20 protein-coding genes and 1 pseudogene are annotated in these 19,760 nt (G+C 39.1%); 10 read left to right on the plus strand and 11 right to left on the minus strand.

The genetic code is table 11. The annotated features are described in order from the left end of the window. Nucleotides 1–5 precede the first annotated feature (5 nt). On the plus strand, nt 6–1,187 hold the full coding sequence (gene alr, locus NST57_RS06645; protein ID WP_142154811.1) for an alanine racemase: 1,182 nt from the start codon (nt 6–8) through the stop codon (nt 1,185–1,187). A 78-nt stretch (nt 1,188–1,265) separates the two neighbouring features. Here the strand turns inward: alr and NST57_RS06650 are convergent, their stop codons facing one another. Then, nucleotides 1,266–2,378: an NAD(P)-dependent alcohol dehydrogenase gene (locus tag NST57_RS06650; RefSeq protein WP_341298290.1), complete on the minus strand. Its 1,113-nt coding sequence runs from the start codon at nt 2,376–2,378 to the stop codon at nt 1,266–1,268. Nucleotides 2,379–2,590: 212 nt separating this feature from the next. On the opposite strand from NST57_RS06650, the gene NST57_RS06655 reads away from it, so the two are divergent. The 4 genes from NST57_RS06655 (at nt 2,591) to hag (NST57_RS06670) (ending at nt 7,016) form a co-directional block, all read left to right on the plus strand. Continuing rightward, a complete protein-coding gene (locus NST57_RS06655) occupies nt 2,591–3,205 on the plus strand; it encodes a TetR/AcrR family transcriptional regulator (protein WP_341298291.1) in 615 nt (204 codons plus the stop codon). Nucleotides 3,206–3,373: 168 nt separating this feature from the next. Further along, on the plus strand, nt 3,374–4,846 hold the full coding sequence (locus NST57_RS06660; RefSeq protein WP_341298292.1) for a Kelch repeat-containing protein: 1,473 nt from the start codon (nt 3,374–3,376) through the stop codon (nt 4,844–4,846). Nucleotides 4,847–5,071: 225 nt separating this feature from the next. Further along, entirely contained in the window at nt 5,072–5,905 is an 834-nt protein-coding gene (gene hag, locus NST57_RS06665; protein WP_073414242.1) for a flagellin Hag, read from the plus strand. 289 nt (nt 5,906–6,194) lie between these two features. Further along, complete coding sequence (hag, locus tag NST57_RS06670; RefSeq protein ID WP_025207195.1) at nt 6,195–7,016, plus strand: flagellin Hag; 822 nt, start codon at nt 6,195–6,197, stop codon at nt 7,014–7,016. 32 nt (nt 7,017–7,048) lie between these two features. Here hag (NST57_RS06670) and NST57_RS06675 read toward each other — a convergent pair whose 3' ends face one another. Further along, nucleotides 7,049–8,518 carry an NAD(P)/FAD-dependent oxidoreductase gene (locus NST57_RS06675; RefSeq protein WP_341298293.1) on the minus strand — a complete coding sequence of 490 codons (1,470 nt, stop codon included), beginning with the start codon at nt 8,516–8,518 and terminating at the stop codon, nt 7,049–7,051. A gap of 221 nt (nt 8,519–8,739) precedes the next feature. On the opposite strand from NST57_RS06675, the gene NST57_RS06680 reads away from it, so the two are divergent. Next, nucleotides 8,740–9,564, plus strand: a complete 825-nt coding sequence (locus NST57_RS06680) for a methyl-accepting chemotaxis protein (RefSeq protein WP_341298294.1) — start codon at nt 8,740–8,742, stop codon at nt 9,562–9,564. 41 nt (nt 9,565–9,605) lie between these two features. Here NST57_RS06680 and NST57_RS06685 read toward each other — a convergent pair whose 3' ends face one another. After that, nucleotides 9,606–9,977: a DUF5412 domain-containing protein gene (locus NST57_RS06685; protein ID WP_341298295.1), complete on the minus strand. Its 372-nt coding sequence runs from the start codon at nt 9,975–9,977 to the stop codon at nt 9,606–9,608. Between the two features lie 244 nt (nt 9,978–10,221). On the opposite strand from NST57_RS06685, the gene NST57_RS06690 reads away from it, so the two are divergent. Next, nucleotides 10,222–10,845, plus strand: a complete 624-nt coding sequence (locus tag NST57_RS06690; RefSeq protein WP_341298296.1) for a poly-gamma-glutamate hydrolase family protein — start codon at nt 10,222–10,224, stop codon at nt 10,843–10,845. Here NST57_RS06690 and NST57_RS06695 read toward each other — a convergent pair. Then, nucleotides 10,836–11,420, minus strand: a complete 585-nt coding sequence (locus tag NST57_RS06695; protein WP_057079648.1) for an ImmA/IrrE family metallo-endopeptidase — start codon at nt 11,418–11,420, stop codon at nt 10,836–10,838. The two genes, NST57_RS06690 and NST57_RS06695, sit on opposite strands and share 10 nt — an antisense overlap. A gap of 311 nt (nt 11,421–11,731) precedes the next feature. Here NST57_RS06695 and NST57_RS06700 point away from each other — a divergent pair, with 311 nt between their 5' ends. Beyond that, on the plus strand, nt 11,732–12,631 hold the full coding sequence (locus NST57_RS06700) for an N-acetylmuramoyl-L-alanine amidase (RefSeq protein ID WP_035700416.1): 900 nt from the start codon (nt 11,732–11,734) through the stop codon (nt 12,629–12,631). Here NST57_RS06700 and NST57_RS06705 read toward each other — a convergent pair. The 6 genes and pseudogenes from NST57_RS06705 to NST57_RS06730 form a co-directional block, all read right to left on the minus strand. After that, nucleotides 12,620–12,751 (minus strand): hypothetical protein, encoded by a 132-nt coding sequence (locus tag NST57_RS06705; RefSeq protein WP_255201815.1) that lies wholly within the window; start codon nt 12,749–12,751, stop codon nt 12,620–12,622. The genes NST57_RS06700 and NST57_RS06705 overlap by 12 nt on opposite strands. Nucleotides 12,752–12,850: 99 nt before the next feature. Further along, nucleotides 12,851–13,027 carry a type II toxin-antitoxin system SpoIISB family antitoxin gene (locus NST57_RS06710; RefSeq protein ID WP_008346289.1) on the minus strand — a complete coding sequence of 59 codons (177 nt, stop codon included), beginning with the start codon at nt 13,025–13,027 and terminating at the stop codon, nt 12,851–12,853. Beyond that, complete coding sequence (locus NST57_RS06715; protein ID WP_024719591.1) at nt 12,996–13,766, minus strand: type II toxin-antitoxin system SpoIISA family toxin; 771 nt, start codon at nt 13,764–13,766, stop codon at nt 12,996–12,998. The genes NST57_RS06710 and NST57_RS06715 overlap by 32 nt, the downstream gene beginning before the upstream one ends. Before the next feature lie 343 nt (nt 13,767–14,109). Continuing rightward, entirely contained in the window at nt 14,110–15,108 is a 999-nt protein-coding gene (locus NST57_RS06720) for an inorganic phosphate transporter (RefSeq protein ID WP_142154819.1), read from the minus strand. A 15-nt stretch (nt 15,109–15,123) separates the two neighbouring features. Further along, nucleotides 15,124–15,741, minus strand: a complete 618-nt coding sequence (locus NST57_RS06725; RefSeq protein WP_142154820.1) for a DUF47 family protein — start codon at nt 15,739–15,741, stop codon at nt 15,124–15,126. Between the two features lie 206 nt (nt 15,742–15,947). Further along, a pseudogene (locus NST57_RS06730) lies at nt 15,948–16,262 on the minus strand (ASCH domain-containing protein); the annotation flags it as partial. Nucleotides 16,263–16,343: 81 nt separating this feature from the next. Between NST57_RS06730 and NST57_RS06735 the strand changes: the two are divergent. Continuing rightward, nucleotides 16,344–17,506 (plus strand): IS3 family transposase gene (locus NST57_RS06735; RefSeq protein ID WP_341298297.1). Its coding sequence is split into 2 segments (ribosomal slippage): nt 16,344–16,620 and nt 16,620–17,506, totalling 1,164 coding nucleotides; the frame shifts between segments, so codons are not numbered across the junction. 29 nt (nt 17,507–17,535) lie between these two features. Here NST57_RS06735 and NST57_RS06740 read toward each other — a convergent pair. Further along, a complete protein-coding gene (locus tag NST57_RS06740) occupies nt 17,536–17,700 on the minus strand; it encodes a hypothetical protein (protein WP_341298298.1) in 165 nt (54 codons plus the stop codon). A 227-nt stretch (nt 17,701–17,927) separates the two neighbouring features. Between NST57_RS06740 and ggt the strand changes: the two genes are divergently transcribed. Further along, complete coding sequence (gene ggt / locus NST57_RS06745) at nt 17,928–19,682, plus strand: gamma-glutamyltransferase (RefSeq protein ID WP_142154822.1); 1,755 nt, start codon at nt 17,928–17,930, stop codon at nt 19,680–19,682. Nucleotides 19,683–19,760: the final 78 nt, after the last annotated feature.

Here is a 19,760-nt window from a genome sequence, read left to right on the forward strand (position 1 = left end):
CATACATGCAAAAGCTTTGCAGAGAAGTCTGGATTGAAGTCAATCTTGATGCGATTAAAAGAAATATCGAAGCCATTCAAGCGCATATTCCAAAGAAGAGTAAGATCATGGCTGTCGTGAAGGCGAATGCTTATGGACACGGTTCAGTGGAGGTAGCGCGGCAGGCACTAGAAAGCGGTGCGACGGAGCTTGCAGTTGCTAGTTTGGAAGAAGGCATTGTATTGCGGAGAGCAAAAATTGAAGCACCGATTCTTGTGCTTGGATTTACACCGCTCGACTGTGTGAAAAGGGCCGCAGCCTGGAGAATTGATCTATCTGGCCTTCGTGAAGATTGGATTGCTCAAGCAAATGAGATCTTAGCTGAAGAAGAAAGCCAGCGCCGGCTTGGGATTCATGTCAATGTTGACACAGGGATGGGGCGATTAGGTGTACGGACAAAGGAAGAGCTGTTAGCGGTGGTGAGGGCGCTTGAAAAGAGTGAAAACCTGAGGTGGGATGGAATATTTACGCATTTCTCCACTGCGGATGAGCCTGACCCTGATTTCACGTTGCTGCAGCACAGCATCTTCATTGATTTTCTTCGGTTTTTGAAAGAAGAAGGGATCAAACTGCCGACCGTACATATGAACAATACAGCTGCTTCGATTGCGTTTCCTGAATTTAGTGCCGATATGATCCGGCTTGGTATCGGACTTTATGGACTGTATCCATCGCAATATATTCAAAGCTTAGACGCTGTTCAATTGGAACCGGCACTAAGCTTAAAGGCAAGAATTGCTTTTGTAAAAGAAATGGTCACAAAACCTAGGACGGTCAGCTATGGGGCAACCTATGTGGCAAAGCCTGATGAAGTCATTGCGACCATACCGATTGGTTATGCAGATGGGTACTCACGTGCTTTATCCAATCGAGGGTTTATGCTTTTCCGCGGAAAACGAATGCCAATTGCGGGCCGAGTCACAATGGATATGACGATGATCAGTTTAGGGGAAATGAAAGCAAAGCAAGGTGAGGAAGTCGTCATTTATGGCCGTCAAAAGGGCGGAGAAATTTCTGTTGATGAAATTGCTGAAATGCTTAATACGATTAACTATGAAGTCATTGCAACATTAAGCCGCCGTGTTCCAAGGTTCTATCGTCGAGGCGGGAAGATTATTAAAATATCGACGCCGGTGATGTATGTGTGAAGGTAAGGACAGCATGAAAGTCCAAAAATCCCCCTTTATATGGAAAGGGGGATTTTGAGTTTCATGTCTCATTACGACTTAAGCTCGATACTCTTTATCTAAAATAAGAATTGGTTTAATCGTAGATCCATTTTTAGAATCTTCAAAGGCTTGTTCAATCTCTTCTAATTCGTAGAATTTTGCTAGTTTCTCAACTGGGAATTGTCCATTTTTAAAGAACTTGACTAGTTTAGGAATGAATAGTTGAGGAACGGCATCTCCTTCTATCACACCTTTTAACGTGAGCGCATTGAGCATGAGATCATTTGTCACATTAAACGTTAAATCGCGCTTTCCTACTGCTACTGTTGCACAAGTTCCTTTGACACGCAGGCAGTGAAGGGCAGCTAGCGTGACTTCTGGTACTCCAGTTGTTTCAAATGAGTAATGTGCCCCTTTTCCTTCTGTGATCTCCTTAACTTTTTCAGTTGGATTCTCATATTTACTGTTGATGACATGTGTTGCACCTAATTCTTTTGCTAGCTCAAGGCGGCTATCATGGATATCAACGGCAATAATCGGATCACAGCCTGTAATTTTTGCTGCCATTAACCCACTTAAACCAACAGCACCTGTACCGAACACAACAAAGCTTGTACCTGGAGCTGGAGCAAGTGAATTTAAGACAGTACCGCTCCCAGTCATTAAGCCGCAGCCGAATGGTCCTAAATAACGTAAATCAGTTTCTTTGTCTACTTTCACCACATTTTTCTCATCAACTGTTGCATATGTACCAAATGACGATTGACCAAAAAATTGTGATACATCTTGATGATCATGTGTATGGATAGGCGTTTCATTATGTTTATTACGACCAGAAAAATTCAGTGGAATCATGTTTTCACATCCACCAGCGTTCCCGTCAAGACAATTATGGCAATGACCGCAATAAGCGAAACCTAGTACAACGTGGTCTCCTTCTTGAACGGTTGTGACATTAGAACCTGCTTTTACGACAATACCAGAGCCTTCATGTCCTAATAAAGCAGGACGTGGGACAGGAAGCGTGCCATCTAATACAGTGGCATCCGTATGACAAACGCCAGATGCAACAATTTTAACAAGCACTTCATCTGCTTTTGGATCATCTAGTAATAATGTTTGTTTCTCGAAATCTTTTTCATTTGTTGTGACCATCGCTTGAATTTCCATATCATGTGCCCTCACTTTTTATATAGTATGATATTCTAAAGAAGTTAGATCAAATGTCACAAAAAATTCATTTCTTTATGACTAAGTTGATTGTAGGACGAAAGATTTTCCGTTTCAATCAGCAAAAAATCTTTTTTGTATAGGTTTTCAACACAAATGAAATTATGTATCTCTAATCAACATTTTTTAAAAAGTGTCTAAAGGAGGGGCCCATGATCAAAAAAGAGGATCGCCGTGTTGAGCGAACAAAAGAAACACTTCGTCAAACATTCAAAATACTAGTAAAAGAAAAAGGATATTCGCACGTAAAAGTGAAGGATATTGTGGAAAAGGCAAACTATAATCGGACAACGTTTTATGTGCATTATGAAAGTAAAGATGAATTAGCAGCAGATGTTATTCACCGGGAAATGGTCGATTTCGAATATGAATTTTGTAAGCCGACTCGTGAAAATCCACTGTTGGATTTAACTCGCATGAAACCAGAAGGCACTGATGTATTTCAATATATCGTTGAAAATCGCGACTATTATGATTTATTAGTGATGGAAGACCGAATTCCATACATACAAGAACAATTGCTTAAGAAAATACAATATATTTTCCAAAATAGAATGTCGTTTGTGAGTGATCAGTATGCAGAAATCAACGACAGTTATTTTGTCCAGTATCGCTCATACGGCATCTTTGGTTTTATCATTGAATGGATCAGAAATGACTACAATGCATCTCCCTCAGAAATGGCACGACGTATTATCAATTTATTATATATTCAATCCTCACTCATGATTCAGTTGAAAGATGAAGAAGCGATTATGAAAAGGTAATGCTTAGCTGATAGTTATGATAGATCTATTGGTAGGTATAATAGGTGACTTTAGATGTTAATTCATTTGATTTTATAAAAATATTAAATTAAAAACCTTTTAAAATTGTAAACTTTGTAAAAAATATAACGATAAAAGGAGGGAATATAAAGAGTTGGAGGAATAAAAATGAAAAAAAGGTTTTTATTATTCATTACGGTACTTTTATTAATGAGTACTCTTAGTCCATTCAAAGCGCATGCGACAAATTCAACTGGTTGGACGAAACGAGCTGATTTACCAGAAGAACGTATTAATGCTGGTGTGGGAGTCGTTGATGGGAAGATTTATGTGTTTGGTGGAGCAAGTGAAAAAAATACATTAAACAACCAAACATTTATGTATGATCCTAAAAAGGATGCTTGGGAAGAGAAAGCTAGTATGCCAAGGTTTAGAACAGGGGGTACTTATGCTACAGTAGGTAACAAAATCTATTTAATAGGTGGAATTAATGAAGAAACAAAAGTTGCTTATAATACAATAGATATATATGATACAAAACTAGATCAATGGGCAGATGAGCCGATTCAGATACCTAGGGAACCTGTTTTTTCAGCATATAGAAAGGGCACTCTTCAAGCAGTTGCGGTAAATGAGAATATATATATTGTATCATCAAAGAACGCCTATAAGAATAATGTCTATCGCTACAATACAACTACTGGTGAATGGGAGAGTCTGAATTCATCAGTTTTACCTCCTCGAAATGGGAGAGCTATATCTGCAATTGATGGGAAAGTCTATGTTGCAGGTGGAGAAAATTCGATAGGGCATAGTAGTGAAAAGTCTTTGTTTCAGTACGAAATTGCAACAGATAAATGGAGTACATTAAAAGGCGGCGACTTAACTTCTTATACAGTGGAACCGGCCTATGAAACGTATAATGGGAAATTTTTTGTAATTGGTGGACAACTTTCTGGTGACCGTTCAAGTAAATTATTAAATGAAGTTCAGATTTTTAATCCAAAAGATGGCCAATTTAAAAATTCAGCATATGAATTGCCAGAAGGAAGAGTATCGGCTGTTACAGCAATTGTTAATGATCAATTATATGTCATTGGCGGACGTGACTACTCGTATTCTATGAATAATCTTTCTGTAAAAAGTGATTACAGATCAGTGATTTCTATCCCATTAAAAGACTTACAAATGACTGAAGATGAAGCAAAGTCAGATGATGGGACGACAGAAGAACCGAAAGACCAAGATGGAACAAAACCCGGTGATGATTCAACAGAAGAACCGAAAGATCAGGATGGAACAAAGCCAGGTGATGGTACAACAGAAGAACCGAAAGATCAGGACGGAACAAAGCCAGGTGATGATACAACAGAAGAGCCGAAAGACCAAGATGGAACAAAACCAGGCGAAGAAACTGCGAAAGGTATACTTTCTATTACCATGATCAATGGGTTACAAAAGGATTATCTGCTCTCAATGAAAGAAATCAACGATTTTCTTAATTGGTATAAAGAAAGAAGCTTTGGAATCGGAATGAACTTTTATGAGATCAATGATGAACACAATAAAGGACCTTTCACAAGTAAGAAAGATTATGTGGTGTACCAAAATATATTAATGTTTGATATCAAGCAATATTGATAAAATGAAAGCTGCTGATAATAGATTAGCAGCTTTTTATATTTTGCATTATTGTTAAAATTAGGATGAACATCATAAAAAAACAATATATTTTTTTAAAAATCTGCTAAACATCCCATAACCACGTCCGATAATAGAATTGTCAGGGTTGATAAGCCCTAGAATAAAGGACTTTTTTCAGACAAGGACGTCTGTCAGGTCCCACATACATGGAGGTAATAGGAAATGAGAATTAACCACAATATCGCAGCACTTAACACATTAAACCGTTTGTCTGCAAACAACGGTGCGAGCCAAAAGAACATGGAGAAACTTTCTTCTGGTCTTAAAATCAACCGTGCAGGAGATGACGCAGCAGGTCTTGCAATCTCTGAAAAAATGCGTGGACAAATCCGCGGATTAGAAATGGCATCTAAAAACGCACAAGACGGTATCTCTCTTATCCAAACAGCTGAAGGTGCATTGACTGAAACTCACTCAATCCTTCAACGTGTTCGTGAACTAACAGTTCAAGCAGGTAACACTGGTACTCAAGATGCAACAACAGATCTTAAAGCTATCCAAGATGAAATTGATAACCTTCTTGATGAGGTAGATGGAATTTCTGAACGTACTGCATTCAATGGTAAAAAATTACTTGATGGTACGGCTACAACTGGATTCACTTTCCAAATCGGTGCTAATAAGTCTCAACAATTAGATGTAACTATTGGAGATATGAGTACTGATGGTCTTGCAATGTTGAAAGCAGATTATGTTGTTACTGTAGCTACTAAAGCTAACACTGATGCTCTTTTAGATAAAGTTGATGCAGCAATCAATACTGTATCTTCTGAGCGTGGTAAACTTGGTGCAGTCCAAAACCGTCTAGAGCACACAATCAACAACCTTGGTGCTTCTGGTGAAAACTTAACAGCTGCTGAGTCTCGTATCCGTGACGTTGACATGGCGAAAGAAATGAGTGAGTTCACAAAGAACAACATTCTTTCTCAAGCTTCTCAAGCAATGCTTGCACAAGCGAACCAACAGCCACAAAATGTACTTCAATTACTACGTTAATGAAAGGCCCCTTGATGGGGCTTTTTTTTATGCTGTTTTTTCCTTCGCATTTTCTCCAGTCTTATGATTCTTAAATCCCTCTGATAAATCATGAAAAATGACCTCTAAATTTGGCATACTCTAGCGAAACGATCATAATGAATAAGACTTTTTACTTATTTATTCCTTTTTTGTTAAACATATTCCATTAAAGTTCGATAAATGGATTGTAAGGCTTACAAAAAAATTCTAATTTAGAACTTTTGGACATGGATGTCTAATTGGTTCAAACACATGGAGGTCATTTAATATGAGAATTAACCACAATATCGCAGCACTTAACACACTGAACCGTTTGTCTGCAAACAATGGGGCAGGACAAAAGAACATGGAGAAGCTTTCTTCTGGACTTCGTATCAACCGTGCAGGAGATGACGCAGCGGGTCTTGCAATCTCTGAAAAAATGCGTGGACAAATCCGCGGATTAGAAATGGCATCTAAAAACGCACAAGATGGTATTTCTCTTATTCAAACAGCTGAAGGTGCATTAACTGAAACTCATGCGATTCTTCAACGTATGCGTGAATTGACAGTTCAAGCAGGTAACGTTGGTACACAGCAGACTGAAGATTTAACGGCGATTCAAGAAGAACTTACTGCTTTGGTTGATGAAATTGATGGGATTTCTCAGCGTACAGCATTTAACGGAAAGAATCTATTAGATGGTAGTGTAGAGGATGGATTCCAGTTCCAAATTGGAGCAAACATTGAGCAAAATATCAACGTAAAGATCGGCAAAATGGACGCTGAAACATTGACTGTCAAAGATATTAAAGTGAATGAAGATGGTTTTGACTTTGACGTTGAAGTAGCAAAAATCGACGCTGCAATCGGTGCGGTATCTAAACAACGTTCAGCACTTGGAGCGGTCCAAAACCGTCTAGAGCACACAATCAACAACCTTGGTGCTTCTGCTGAAAACTTAACAGCTGCTGAGTCTCGTATCCGTGACGTTGATATGGCGAAAGAAATGAGTGAGTTCACTAAGAACAACATTCTTTCTCAAGCTTCTCAAGCAATGCTTGCACAAGCGAACCAACAGCCGCAAAACGTACTTCAGTTATTACGTTAATTAAAAGCCCCCGTTGAGGGGCTTTTTTTATGTTAGTTTGATTTTAGCAATTGATGTAATTGAAAGTCTGGAACAGCTTCATAGAAGAAAGCTCGATTTAATTCCTCATTCTTTTGATCCCACCTATGCCACCAGTGGCCGACATCACCAGTGGAGTCAGCTTGAATCATGTCTTGCAGCTGCTCTAGGTTGATGATTTTTCTCGGTTCTATTAAGAATGAATGCATACGATGATACGCCTCAAGGTATTTAGTTTGTTTTGTTTGAACGGCATATTGTACATAATAATTTAAAAATTCTTGTACAAATGTCAGATGGGGAATGGGGGTTCCTTTTAACTCGACGCCTTCCCATGCCATATCCGCAATTGCACAAAGCCACCAGCCAAGCTCATTGGCGTGCTGCATTTGTTGTAAGGTATGCTGTTCAAAAGAAATAAGCTCATCTTCTTGTGCTTGTTTGAGCATACGCTCAAGTGTTTGTGCCTCAAGAGCTGCCTTTGTCATTCCCTGACCATGTATTGGATCTAATGTGCACAAGGCATCACCCATGACCAATAATCCGCTTGGCCAATCTTCCATTTGTTCATAGTGGTTTCTGACACAAGCCGGAACTCTAAATCCTTTTGGTTTCGTATAGGGAATTAAATGAGTGATGGCTTCTGCTATAGAGGGATTGGTCAGCCTAGCGGTCTCTACATCAAACTGATCAGCGTCCGTTGTTGGATAATGAGAGCCGCCAGCTGCAGAGAGAAGAACAGCTGCTAAATCATGATCTACTCGTTCAAACAGTCCTGTTGGAATTTTCTTATTTGGCTGTCCAACGATGACCATTGGTTCCAGATTCGGTGCCTCAGGTGGTATTTGGTAGTATCTTGTGCTATAACCAAGAGACACGATTAGCTCATCTGTCTGCGGCAAGGTTCGTCCTGCGCTTTTCAGCCATTTTGGCAATTTAGACATTCTTCCAGACGTATCGATCACTAAGTCTGCTTTCAATTCGTGAATGATTCCAGGCTTTATCCTCCGATCTTTGACCTGTAATCCACTTACTTGAGTCGTTTCTTCCTTAAATTGAAGAGAGATCGCTTCATGTTTTTCTAAAAAATGAACACGTTCCTCACGTAACATTCTTTGCATCAGCACCCACTCTAGCATGGCACGTCGTGTGACAGCTGTTTCTTCAGTATCGGTGAGTACTAACTCACCATCTTTTGTCACAAATCGAGATGTCTGATGCCATGTGTTGTACCCGCCCAATTCTAGTAATTCTTTTGTATAACCTGGAAATAGACGTTCCACTATTTGTTTGCCTAGTGGCAGCATTCTATGTGGATGAAAGGCTTGAGGCGTGCCAAGACGATTCTCAGGAGCGTCTGGCAATTCGTCCTTTTCAATGATCAATACTTCAAAGTAGAAACTTGATAAAACTTTTGCAGCGAGCATTCCCGTTATTCCGCCTCCGATGACGATCGCCCGCTCATACTTCATGAGTTGTGTCACAACATGCGCCTCCAGTGAATATACAAAATGGTTACATGACCATTTCATCATATGTTGATTTTCTAAGTATAGCAAATTCTCGTTTTTTTGAATATAGAAAGGAAATGGCATACTTTTTACTCGTAAATATGAAAAAAAACTTCAATCATGATCATTATTTTAAAAAATAATAATCAAATTTAAGAGGAATGACCGATAAATACATTAAGGGGGTAGAGAAGATGGATATACTACAGAGTATTGTAACCGCAGCACCTTATATGATGAAGATTTTAAAAAATGAAGTGACGATGGGTGTCATTGATCGAGAAAAATTCTTGCTGTATTTGCCATCAAAAGATGTGGATTTTCAAATACGGACAGGAGATCCCATTAAACCAGATGATCAGAATATGAAAAATGCGCTTAGAGGCGAAACATCAAGTACATTTGTACCTGAATCGGTGTATGGGACGCCTTTAAATGCAATGGGATTGCCGATTTTCGATGAAAATCAACAAGTCATTGGTGCAATCGCTTTAGGTTTTCCACTTAAAAATCAAATAGAACTTGAGGCGTATATGGAGTCATTGAACGACATCATTCAAAGTATTCAAGAAAAAGTGCATGTGGTGGCGGCTCATTCAGAAGAGCTCTCTGCGACAAGTGAGGAAATGACATTCCAAACACAGCAAACACTTGAAAGCTCGAAAAAAACTTCAGATATTACAAAAATGATCAAAGGTATCTCTAAACAAACGAGTTTGCTAGGATTGAATGCTTCAATTGAAGCGGCCAGGGCAGGAAAAGAGGGAGCGGGTTTTAGTGTTGTAGCGAGCGAGGTTCAAAAGCTCTCAAGCGAAACCTCACGTGCGACAGAAAACATAGAAAGTTCATTACAAGGGATTTCCTCTAATATACATACATTACTTGAGAGTATGGGCCATATGAAAGGGTCATCTTCAGAACAAGCTTTATTAGTGACGGAGTTTAGTGAAATTGTAGATAGGTTGACGACGGTTAGCAAAGAAATGAAAGAATTTATGCAAAAGGTGATGTCAACGTAAAAAACGAATCCAAAAAGGGTTCGTTTTTTTTTGCTGGCTCGTTATTTTCTATTTTTCTGATCAAAGCGATAATCGTATGTTTCACCTTTGACCACATTTAAAAACTCATGTCCAATTTGTACGAGCTGTGCATTTTCCCATTTGATCAGAGGATCTTTATCAGGGTACTTCCAGTAGATTGTTTTCTTGTGATGGGTGAGTTTGTTTTCAATTTCTGCTCTGACCGCATTCTCTTTTAGCTTTCCTCCGCTATGTCGATACGTGTTAATGGTATAGGTTCCATCAGGTGATGATATCGAGCGGATGAATGTTCCGTGAGACACGCCTTGAAGAGAGAAGCATTTCCAGTAAATAATTCCGGCGAAGCTAAGACATAAGATGGCAAGGGTGATGGTGGTTTTCTTTTTAAACATGAATTCCTCCAAGTGTAGATCGCAATATTCTAATATATGAGTGAGATTACAAAAAGATTCATATAGTCCAAAAGTTCTATTCGTTTCAATTATCGGTCATTTTTTCTCAACATTCAACAGTTAGCCCGTAAAGATAAGGAAAATTTAAGGATGTATTCAGATCATACAGGTCATTCGAAAACACTTTACAAAAGAATTTGCGATCAGTAGACTTATGCTCATATAGAGAAATGGGGCAGATGGAATGAATCAAATCATAGATACGTATCAAAATTATGAAGAGCTTTCCGCTCATGAAAGAAAAGGGATCGACTATCAAATTCTTCATCAGCGGAAAGGGGATCAGCTTCTCGTCCTGTCACCTCATGCAGGAGGGATTGAATCTGGCGTGAGCGAGCTGGCCCATGAATTAGCAACCGATTATTCTATGTATTTATTCGAGGGCCTTAAAGTGAAAGGCAATCATGTTCTTCACATTACGAGCACACGTTTTGATGAGCCGATTTGTCTTTCTCAAGTGCATACACATCATTATACGTTTGCACTCCACGGCTATGGAGAGACAGACGTCCTACAAACTTTAGTTGGTGGTACCGACAGGGAAAAAGCTGCTGAAACAGTGAAGCGTCTCACACAAAATGGCTTCCATGCCTTACTTTTATCTGAATCGGATCAATTTGCTGGAACACATCCTCAAAATATTAATAATCAGTGCCTCACAGGAAAAAGTGTTCAAATTGAAATTAGCCAAGCTCAGAGAAGAGCTTTCTTTCAAGACTTTAGGCGGAGCCGTAGGCGTGATACACAAACCGAGCAATTTTATCAATACACAAATGTACTGAAACAAGTGTTAAGCCTTTATGAATAAACTTCTGACGTCACGTGTGCTGACGCTTTTGTTTGATACGTAGCTTCATTTTCTGCGACCTTGCCGGCTCTCATTAAATAAGAAGTAAATTCTTTTTGAAATTGAATGCCGGCTCTTCGCTGTTCAAATAGAGCAAGCCGTTTTTCAGCAAAAGCCCGAGTGACATGAAATGTTTGAGCAATATGCAAAATGGCTTGCTGCCTAAGGTTTGGGAGCGTCATTTGTAGCAGCATAAAAGTTGGAACACAAAAGTGATACATGAATTGTTTTGCTTGAAACTCTTGCAGTTCTCGAAAGAGCTTGTGCATGTTAAAGTGGTTGCCTGTATGCTTCAGCACATGACAAAGCTCGTGGGCGAAATCCTGCCACTGTTCTTCTGACGATAAGGCTCTGTTTAAAATAATACTGTAAAGGCCTTGATGTTTGATCATCATGCTGCCAGTATCCTCGTAGTGTACCCATACATGAAATTCTGCTGCGATTCTATGCATGTCTACATAGGCAGGACCGCTTATTTGCAGTTGAGTGTATAACCGTTTAATATCTTCTTCTAAATGGGTTAAAAAATAAGTCATTTCAAAACCTCCATACAAACGTATGTTCTATTTTTGCCGTAAAAGAAAAGTCCATATAGGACTAAATGGCTAATAAAGCTATCGCTTACTTTTTATATCGGCTTATTTTTAACAATTTTAACATAAAATCAAAGAAAATTGGAAGTTTTTCCTGTTTTTTATTCTGTTTTTTTATTTTTTACAAAGATAAAACGGCGATTGAATTCAAATTTTACCATAGTCTTATGACGAAAACAAACAAATTTGTCTTACGTTTGCCACCGATTGATGAGCAAGATCAAACATCAATTTAACAAAAAGGAGTGCAAAACATGGTACAAATTTATCAAGATTTTATTCCAGTTGGAAACGGAAATCGGCCAGGATATGCTATGACGCCGCTTTATGTAACTGTGCATAACACAGCCAATACATCTAAGGGAGCTGACGCAAAAAGTCATGCGGCATATGTCAAACGCTCAACAACAGAGGTAAGCTGGCACTTCACAGTGGATGACAGAGAAATTTTTCAGCATCTCCCTTTAAATGAAAATGGGTGGCATGCAGGGGATGGGCATGGAGATGGCAACCGAAAATCGATTGGCATTGAAATTTGTGAAAACGAAGATGGAAACTTTCAACAAGCTGTCAAACATGCCCAGTGGCTTATTCAGAAGCTTTTAAAAGAACATGGCATTCCATTAGCAAATGTGGTGACGCATCAGCATTGGTCAGGAAAAACATGTCCACGTCTGCTGCTAGCTACATGGGATGAATTTAAAAGAGGAATTGAGACTGCAGGTGATCCGGAAACGGTTATCACATATGTGGTGAAAAGCGGGGATACGCTAACGAGTATTGCCAAAGCCCATGGTGTCACAGTGAGTGATTTACAGACATGGAATCAGATTAGTGACCCGAACATGATTCGAGTTGGACAAGTTCTCAAAATTTATCATGCAGAAGAAAAGCTCAGTTATGAACTGCCGGATGGGGTGTTAAAGGTGACATCACCTCTGACAAAGGGGGAGCATGTACGTCTCGTCCAAAAAGCGCTTGCTGCTGTGTATTTTTATCCTGACAAAACAGCTGCAGATAAGGGCATTGATGGCGTTTATGGGGAAAAAACAGCCAATGCCGTCGCGCGATTTCAACTGATGAATGGTCTAACAAGTGATGGAGTATACGGTCCTAAAACAAAAGTGAAGCTGCTTCAACTATTAAATCAGTGAGTCTTTCTTTTTGGCCGCTTGAATGACGGCTTCACTTTTTTCATGTAATCGGCAGATATAAGGGGATGGCTTAAATTCAGCAAACTGAACATACCTCAATTGTTTAAGTTTCTTTTTCATATTGGCACCTCAATCGTTGCAGCAGTTGGTTTTATTGTATGCAAGTAGATGTAAAAACGGAAGTAGGACGCGGATGAAGTTCCGCGTCCTTTAGTGTAATCAAGCTTTTTTATTTTTATACTCATCTAGGAGCTGTTCATTCTTTTTGAAAATACGCTCCGTATGGGGACTTACCTTGTAATCAGCCATACTAATATGTCGTTTTTTCTTTAAAATCTTAAAAGGGTTTTTCTTGCGATTGTTATTATCCCCTTGAAGTGCGTGTTCCATCTTCATCACCTTCCTCTTCGTCAGGCAAGATTAGGTCATAAATCGTTGTTAGTGAAGTCATTAATAAATAGTCGAATTCAGTGACAATTTCCTCAGAGGTCAGCTTAATCACAAAGTGTGCATCCGCTACTGAAAACGGGATGAGAACCAATTTGCCGAAATCATCGTAATATACTTCCTGCCTGTCAAGCTTTGCTTGAATGAGCGCTCTCTGATCAAGTGTCCGCAGCAGGTCATCTTTTTGCTCCTGCGTATCATAAGGACAAAGAACGGCTTGAATATTCATTTTTTCTGCAAAAGAATAGATCAGTCGTTCAATTCCCTCTATATAAGCTTCTATACTTCCATAATATACATGGATCGGTTCGTTTTTCAATAGGTATTGGTACGTTTTTAGTTTATTGAGGTAAGAATGAAGTAGGTCGTTATTTTGTTCTAGGAGTTGATGGGTGTCGGTTTCAAGTTCATGATTTCCGAGTTTTTTAATATAGGAGCTGAGGAAAATAAAGGCATCAGTTAATGCGAAAAAAACAGCAATAATCAGGTAGTGCATCCAATCGGTGAAGATTGAAGAAGGATCATTTGTCCAGTACACTACAGCACCCGCTACATAAATCCAATACCACGTTTTACGAATCGCAAACATCTTTTCTTTTACTTTTTGTTCAAAGCGCCATACCGCAAATACATATACAGCAAGAGCACCTAGCAATAACCAAACAGTCAATTGAAAAAATAATAGCATGTTCTTCTCTCCCATAGACAGATGGATACTTATTTATTTCTATGGATATGATTGGAAACCCTGCTTCATGAAAAAATGGCTTGCAGAAAAAGAGCATTTGAGGATGCAAACAAATAAAAAAAGACCTGTTAGACAGGTCTCAGCGTGTAGACAAACCCTCGCATTCTTTGTCAGTCCTGCGCGCTGGTACTCACGAATGACAAATTCGCTCCGTGCTAGTACTCGTCCTTCCTAGACTGCAAAGGTTTTCTATCACACTGAAAAGAAGACAAAGGGCTAAAATAAAGTTCATTTTAGCCCTTTGTCAACAATCTGAAAAGACCTGTTAGACAGGTCTTTGATATTAGAGAATCGCATTTAACACAAAGTATATAAGTGCCCCTAGAGTTCCCGAAATCGGTAATGTGATCACCCAAGTGACAAGCATACGTTTTGCCGTACCCCAGTTGACTCCTTTTACTCTATGTGCAGAACCTACACCTAGAATAGAAGATGAAATCACGTGAGTGGTACTAACAGGTAAGTGAATAAATGTCGCACCGAAGATAATAGCTGCCCCCGTTAAATCGGCAGATACTCCGTTTACTGGACGAATTTTCATAATTTTGCCGCCGACTGTTTTAATAATCTTCCAGCCGCCAATAGACGTACCTAGTCCCATTGCAAGCGCACAAGAGAATTGTACCCAGAAAGGAATGTCGTCTGTTGTATGCAAATTACCTGCAATTAAAGCCATCGTAATAATTCCCATCGCTTTTTGCGCATCGTTTGTTCCGTGGGTATACGATTGTAGTGCAGCAGTTAAAATTTGAACACGACGGAATTGTTTATTTGTTTTGGCAAGATTGTTGTTTCTAAATATAAATTTGACAATGGTATACACGATATATCCCAATACGAATGCTAGGATAGGTGAAAGCAGTAGTGCTTGAATGATTTTAATGAACCCCGAATAGTTTAAAGCGCCAAAACCAGCAGAGGCAATAACAGCTCCTGCAATTGATCCGATCAGTGCATGCGATGAACTACTCGGAATCCCGTAATACCAAGTAAGCAAGTTCCAAGTAATAGCCGCAATTAATGCAGCCAAAATGACGACAGAACCGTTTTGAAGTGTGAAAGGATCTGCGATGTCTTTTGTAATGGACTTTGCCACACCTGTAAATGTCATTGCTCCTAAGAAGTTCATGAACGCTGCCATAATAATAGCATGTCTAGGCTTTAACGCCTTTGTTGAAACCGAAGTGGCAATGGCATTTGCTGTATCGTGGAATCCGTTGATGAAATCAAAAGCAAGTGCACAAATGACAATAAATATGGTAAGGATGAGTAATGTGTCCATGTTTAACTAACCCCGTTACGCATTCTTCATAATGATTGTTTCTAGATTGTTGGCAACACCTTGACAGGAATCAGCAATTTCTTCAAGTGTTTCGTAAATTTCTTTGTATTGAATGACCTTAATTGGATCTGTTTCTTTTCCAAACAAGTTCTTTAGTGATTTGCGGTGAAGATTGTCACAATTATGCTCAATCTCTTTAATTTTGATTGCGTGCGGATGAATATCTTTCAAGCGATTATCAGCCAGTAATTCAATAGTCGTTAAAATTTCTTTGGCACATTCTCTGATGTAGTGGCTGAATTTGTCGATATGTTCGTCAGAGCTTGTAATTGAATAAATTTCTAAAGTTGCTGAAAAATGCTCAATTCCGTCTAAAACATCGTCGAGGCTATTCGTCAATTGAAGAATGTCTTCACGTTCAATCGGTGTAATAAAGGCTTTATTCAGCTCTTTAATCATGGTATGAACATGATTATCACCTTTTGTCTCATATTCCTTCAATGTGTCAGAAAATTCTTTCAGAGTGGTTTGATTTGTTACTTTATAGCTAACAAAATACTCAGCAGTTTCATCTAAATTTTTAGCAATTTCCGTTAACAAGACGGAAAACTTGTCTTTTTTCCTTTTTAACATGTAAAAACCCTCCATTGTATAAATGAGACAATGCACACATCAAATAATTATATATTCTTTTGTCGAAAAAAAACAGGTGTAGTCGAAAATTTCTTCACTTTTTCTATTTGATCTTATTCTGACCTAAAGATGTGATCTCAACTCACCTTTTTCAGAAAGGAGAAAAGAAAGCAAAAAAGCGGACCATTTTTGGCACCGCTTAAAGATTAAGAAGCTGAATAAACAAGCTTAAATCGCTCACAAACAAGAAGCATATCTTTCTTAAATTTTAATCCGTACGGTTTAAGTGCTTCTGTGAAGAATGCTTCATGTTCTTTGTACCAATAGTCATATGAAAGATCGCCTTCACCTTCAGCTCTTGCAAATGATTCAGGAACCTCATTCATTGGCATGATATCTACTTGCATGATCTCTATGATGGCTTTTGGTTCCTCCTGGCTGTCCAAAATGACCGCATATTGACCGGGTTTTGGAAGCGGCTCTTGTTCTTTTTCGTAAAAAAGGCATCCAGAACAAGTAGACTAACCTAGTCAAATGGGACATAAAAAAACACCCTTCAAGTGATACACTTAAACTAAGTGATAATTTGGAGGGTATTTTTTATGAAAAAAAACAGATATTCAGCTGAAATAAAATGGGCAGTTGTGAAAGATAAATTAAGCGGGCAGTTTACCAATCAACAAATTATGGATAAATATCATATAAAGAATGTATCTCAGATTAAAACATGGATGAAGTGGTATCGAGAAAATCAGTTACATCGATTCGATCAGCCAATTGGAAAACAATATAGCTTCGGACATGGACCTGACAATGTATCCAAAGAGGAAAAAGTAAATAGGCAGATTGAACACCTTAAGATGGAGAATGAAATTCTAAAAAAGTATTTGGAGATCGTAGAGGAGTTGAAAAAGGAGTAGCCTTGTATTTGATCGAGAGATTACGGAAGAACTATACAGTAACGTCTGTCTTAAGTATTTTGCAGATCGCCAGATCGACCTATTATCGCTGGGTATCCGAAGGAATACGTGAAAAATCACAAGTGGAGAAGGCTGTTATTTCCTTATGTACCGAAACGTCGTTCCGGTACGGCCACCGTAAGATCCGAAAGCTGCTTCAGCGCCAATATGATATCAAACGAAACCGAAATACTGTACAGCGCATCATGCAAAAACACCATCTTCAATGTCGTGTGAAGCGTAAAAGGAAATGGAAATCACAAGGGGAATCTGTCATCATTGCCCCAAATATATTAAATCGGAACTTCACCGCAATACACCCGAATTTAAAATGGGTAACCGATATTACTTATATTCAGTATGGACCGAGAACGCTCTATCTTTCGACCATGATGGATTTATACAACAACGAAGTTGTTGCCTATACCCTAGATGATCACCAACAGACATCACTCATATTGGACACACTGAGGGCAGCTTTAGAGAAAAGGAATTCACCTAAAGATGTACTTGTGCATTCAGATCAAGGAAGTGTATACAGTTCGTATGCATATCAAAAGGAGCTAGGGGTAAGGAACCTCACAAGCAGTATGTCTAGACGAGGCAACTGTTGGGATAACGCAGTGATTGAATCATTCCATTCTAGCTTAAAATCAGAGGAATTTATGTTTACAAAGTTCAACTCTATATCAGAAAAAGATGTCAGGCAACGAATCGATCGTTACATCAAGTATTATAATGAAGAGCGTATCCAAGAAAAATTAGGCTACCACGCACCAAAAACATTTGGTAGCATGTCAGCCTAATAAGGGTGTTTTATTCGTGTCTCATTCTGCTATGTCAGTCTACAAGTGGCTGTTTTTTTCCCTTGTTGTACAAGGTCAAGCAACTGATCTGGATCTGCGCCAAATGCCCAAGCAGAAACAGAGGCGTGATCAGGAGTTTTTCCTGATTTTTCTTCCCAATAAGATTCCCAAAATAATGTGCTTTTGTGGTTCATCCTTTTTCCCCCTTTGTTATGAGTTTATTATATCGTGAAGTTTCCTACTTGAAAAACGTATGTCTTTATTACTACAAGATGTGCATGTCATATGTTTTGAAAACATGTGTTTTGTTTGGCAGATATAGGATGATAGAATGAAAAATTTTGAAATTTTAGAATAATCTATTGTATTCTGGTCAAGAAGTCGGTAAGGTCAAAGTAAGAATATGGAAGGGGTGTTGTTCATGAAACACATTTCTCTAACTGTTTTATCCATATGTCTGTTTGTTTTCTCGTTTTTCCTGCCGGTCAGCCAAGTCACTGCAAACGAAACTCATGGGAATAAAGTAGCTGTTGGCAAAGATGGTATGGTGGCTACTGCACATCCGCTTGCATCGGAGATTGGTGCTGACGTATTGAAAAAAGGTGGGAACGCAGTGGATGCTGCTGTTGCCATTCAGTACGCACTTAACGTAACAGAGCCAATGATGTCTGGAATTGGCGGCGGAGGATTTATGATGGTTTATGATGGGAAGACAAAAGAAACATCCATCATCGATAGCAGAGAGCGAGCACCACAGGGCGCAACACCTGACATGTTTTTAACAGATGATGGGAAAGTGATTCCGTTTGCTGAGCGATCTACACATGGAAATGCGGTAGGTGTTCCAGGGACTGTAAAAGGTCTCGAAGCTGCATTAGATAAGTGGGGTACTCGTTCTATGAAGGAATTGATTGAGCCTTCCATTCAACTTGCAGAGGATGGATTTGAAATTGATTCTGTCTTGGCAAAAGCGATTGATGATCATCAAGCAAAATTGAAAAAAACAGCCGCAGCGCCAATTTTTCTTCCAAATGATCAGCCGCTCGAAGAAGGAGATCTGCTTGTCCAGCCAGGTCTTGCAAAAACATTTAAACTCATTGCGAAAAAAGGAAGTAAAGCATTTTATGAAGGAAAAGTAGCAAAGGCACTTGCAAATACAGTTCAAGATTTTGGCGGGACGATGACTTCAAAAGATATCAAACGTTATGAAGTCAAGACTGACAAGCCAATCTGGGGAGACTATAAAGGTTATCAGCTTGCAAGCATGCCTCCACCAAGCTCAGGCGGGGTGTTTATGCTACAAATACTCAAAATACTTGATCATTTTAACCTGTCTCAGTATGACCCCAAATCATTTGAAAAATATCAGCTGCTTGCTGAAACAATGCACCTCTCCTATGCTGACAGAGCCGCATATGCCGGCGACCCCGAATTCGTAGATGTTCCACTAAAAGGACTACTAGACGATGATTACATTTCAGAAAGAGCCTCTCTCATTCAATTAGATCAAATGAATCGCAGCCCGAAAGAAGGAGATCCTTGGGCATATGAGGATGAAAAAAATCCATCCCCAATTGTTCCTCAGCCAGAAGATAAAACCATTGGTGAGACGACCCATTTTACTGTTGCAGATCAGTGGGGAAATGTTGTGTCATTTACCACTACCATTGAACAGTTATTTGGTACTGGGATTCTTGTTCCAGAGTATGGATTTTTCTTAAATAATGAACTGACTGATTTTGATGCAAGACCTGGCGGGGCAAATGAAGTCCAGCCCAATAAACGTCCGTTATCAAGTATGACCCCGACAATCATTTTTAAAGATGGAGAGCCTGTCATGACTGTTGGATCTCCTGGTGGAACGACGATCATTGCTTCTGTTTCACAGACCATCCTCAATTTACTTGAATATGACATGGAGCTTCAGGATGCGGTAGAAGAGCCAAGAATCTACACAAACAGCTTAACTTCCTACCGTTATGAAGTAGGTGTCCCTCTAGATGTAAGAACAAAGTTAAATGATATGGGTCACCAGTTTGGCAGTTCACCTATTGATATAGGAAATGTGCAAGCTTTACTGATTGATCGAAAAGCAGGGACATTTACTGGAGTAGCTGATTCAACGAGAAACGGCACTGCTGTTGGTGTTAATCTAAAAGTAGCTGCAAATCAATAGCATTTCCCGGGAAAAGAAGCGCCTCATCAAGATGGCGTTTCTTTTTTGTATTTATAAAAAACATAGTTGACACCTGTG

The organism is Bacillus sp. FSL M8-0077 (genome assembly GCF_038050255.1).
Lineage (GTDB): Bacteria > Bacillota > Bacilli > Bacillales > Bacillaceae > Bacillus > Bacillus altitudinis.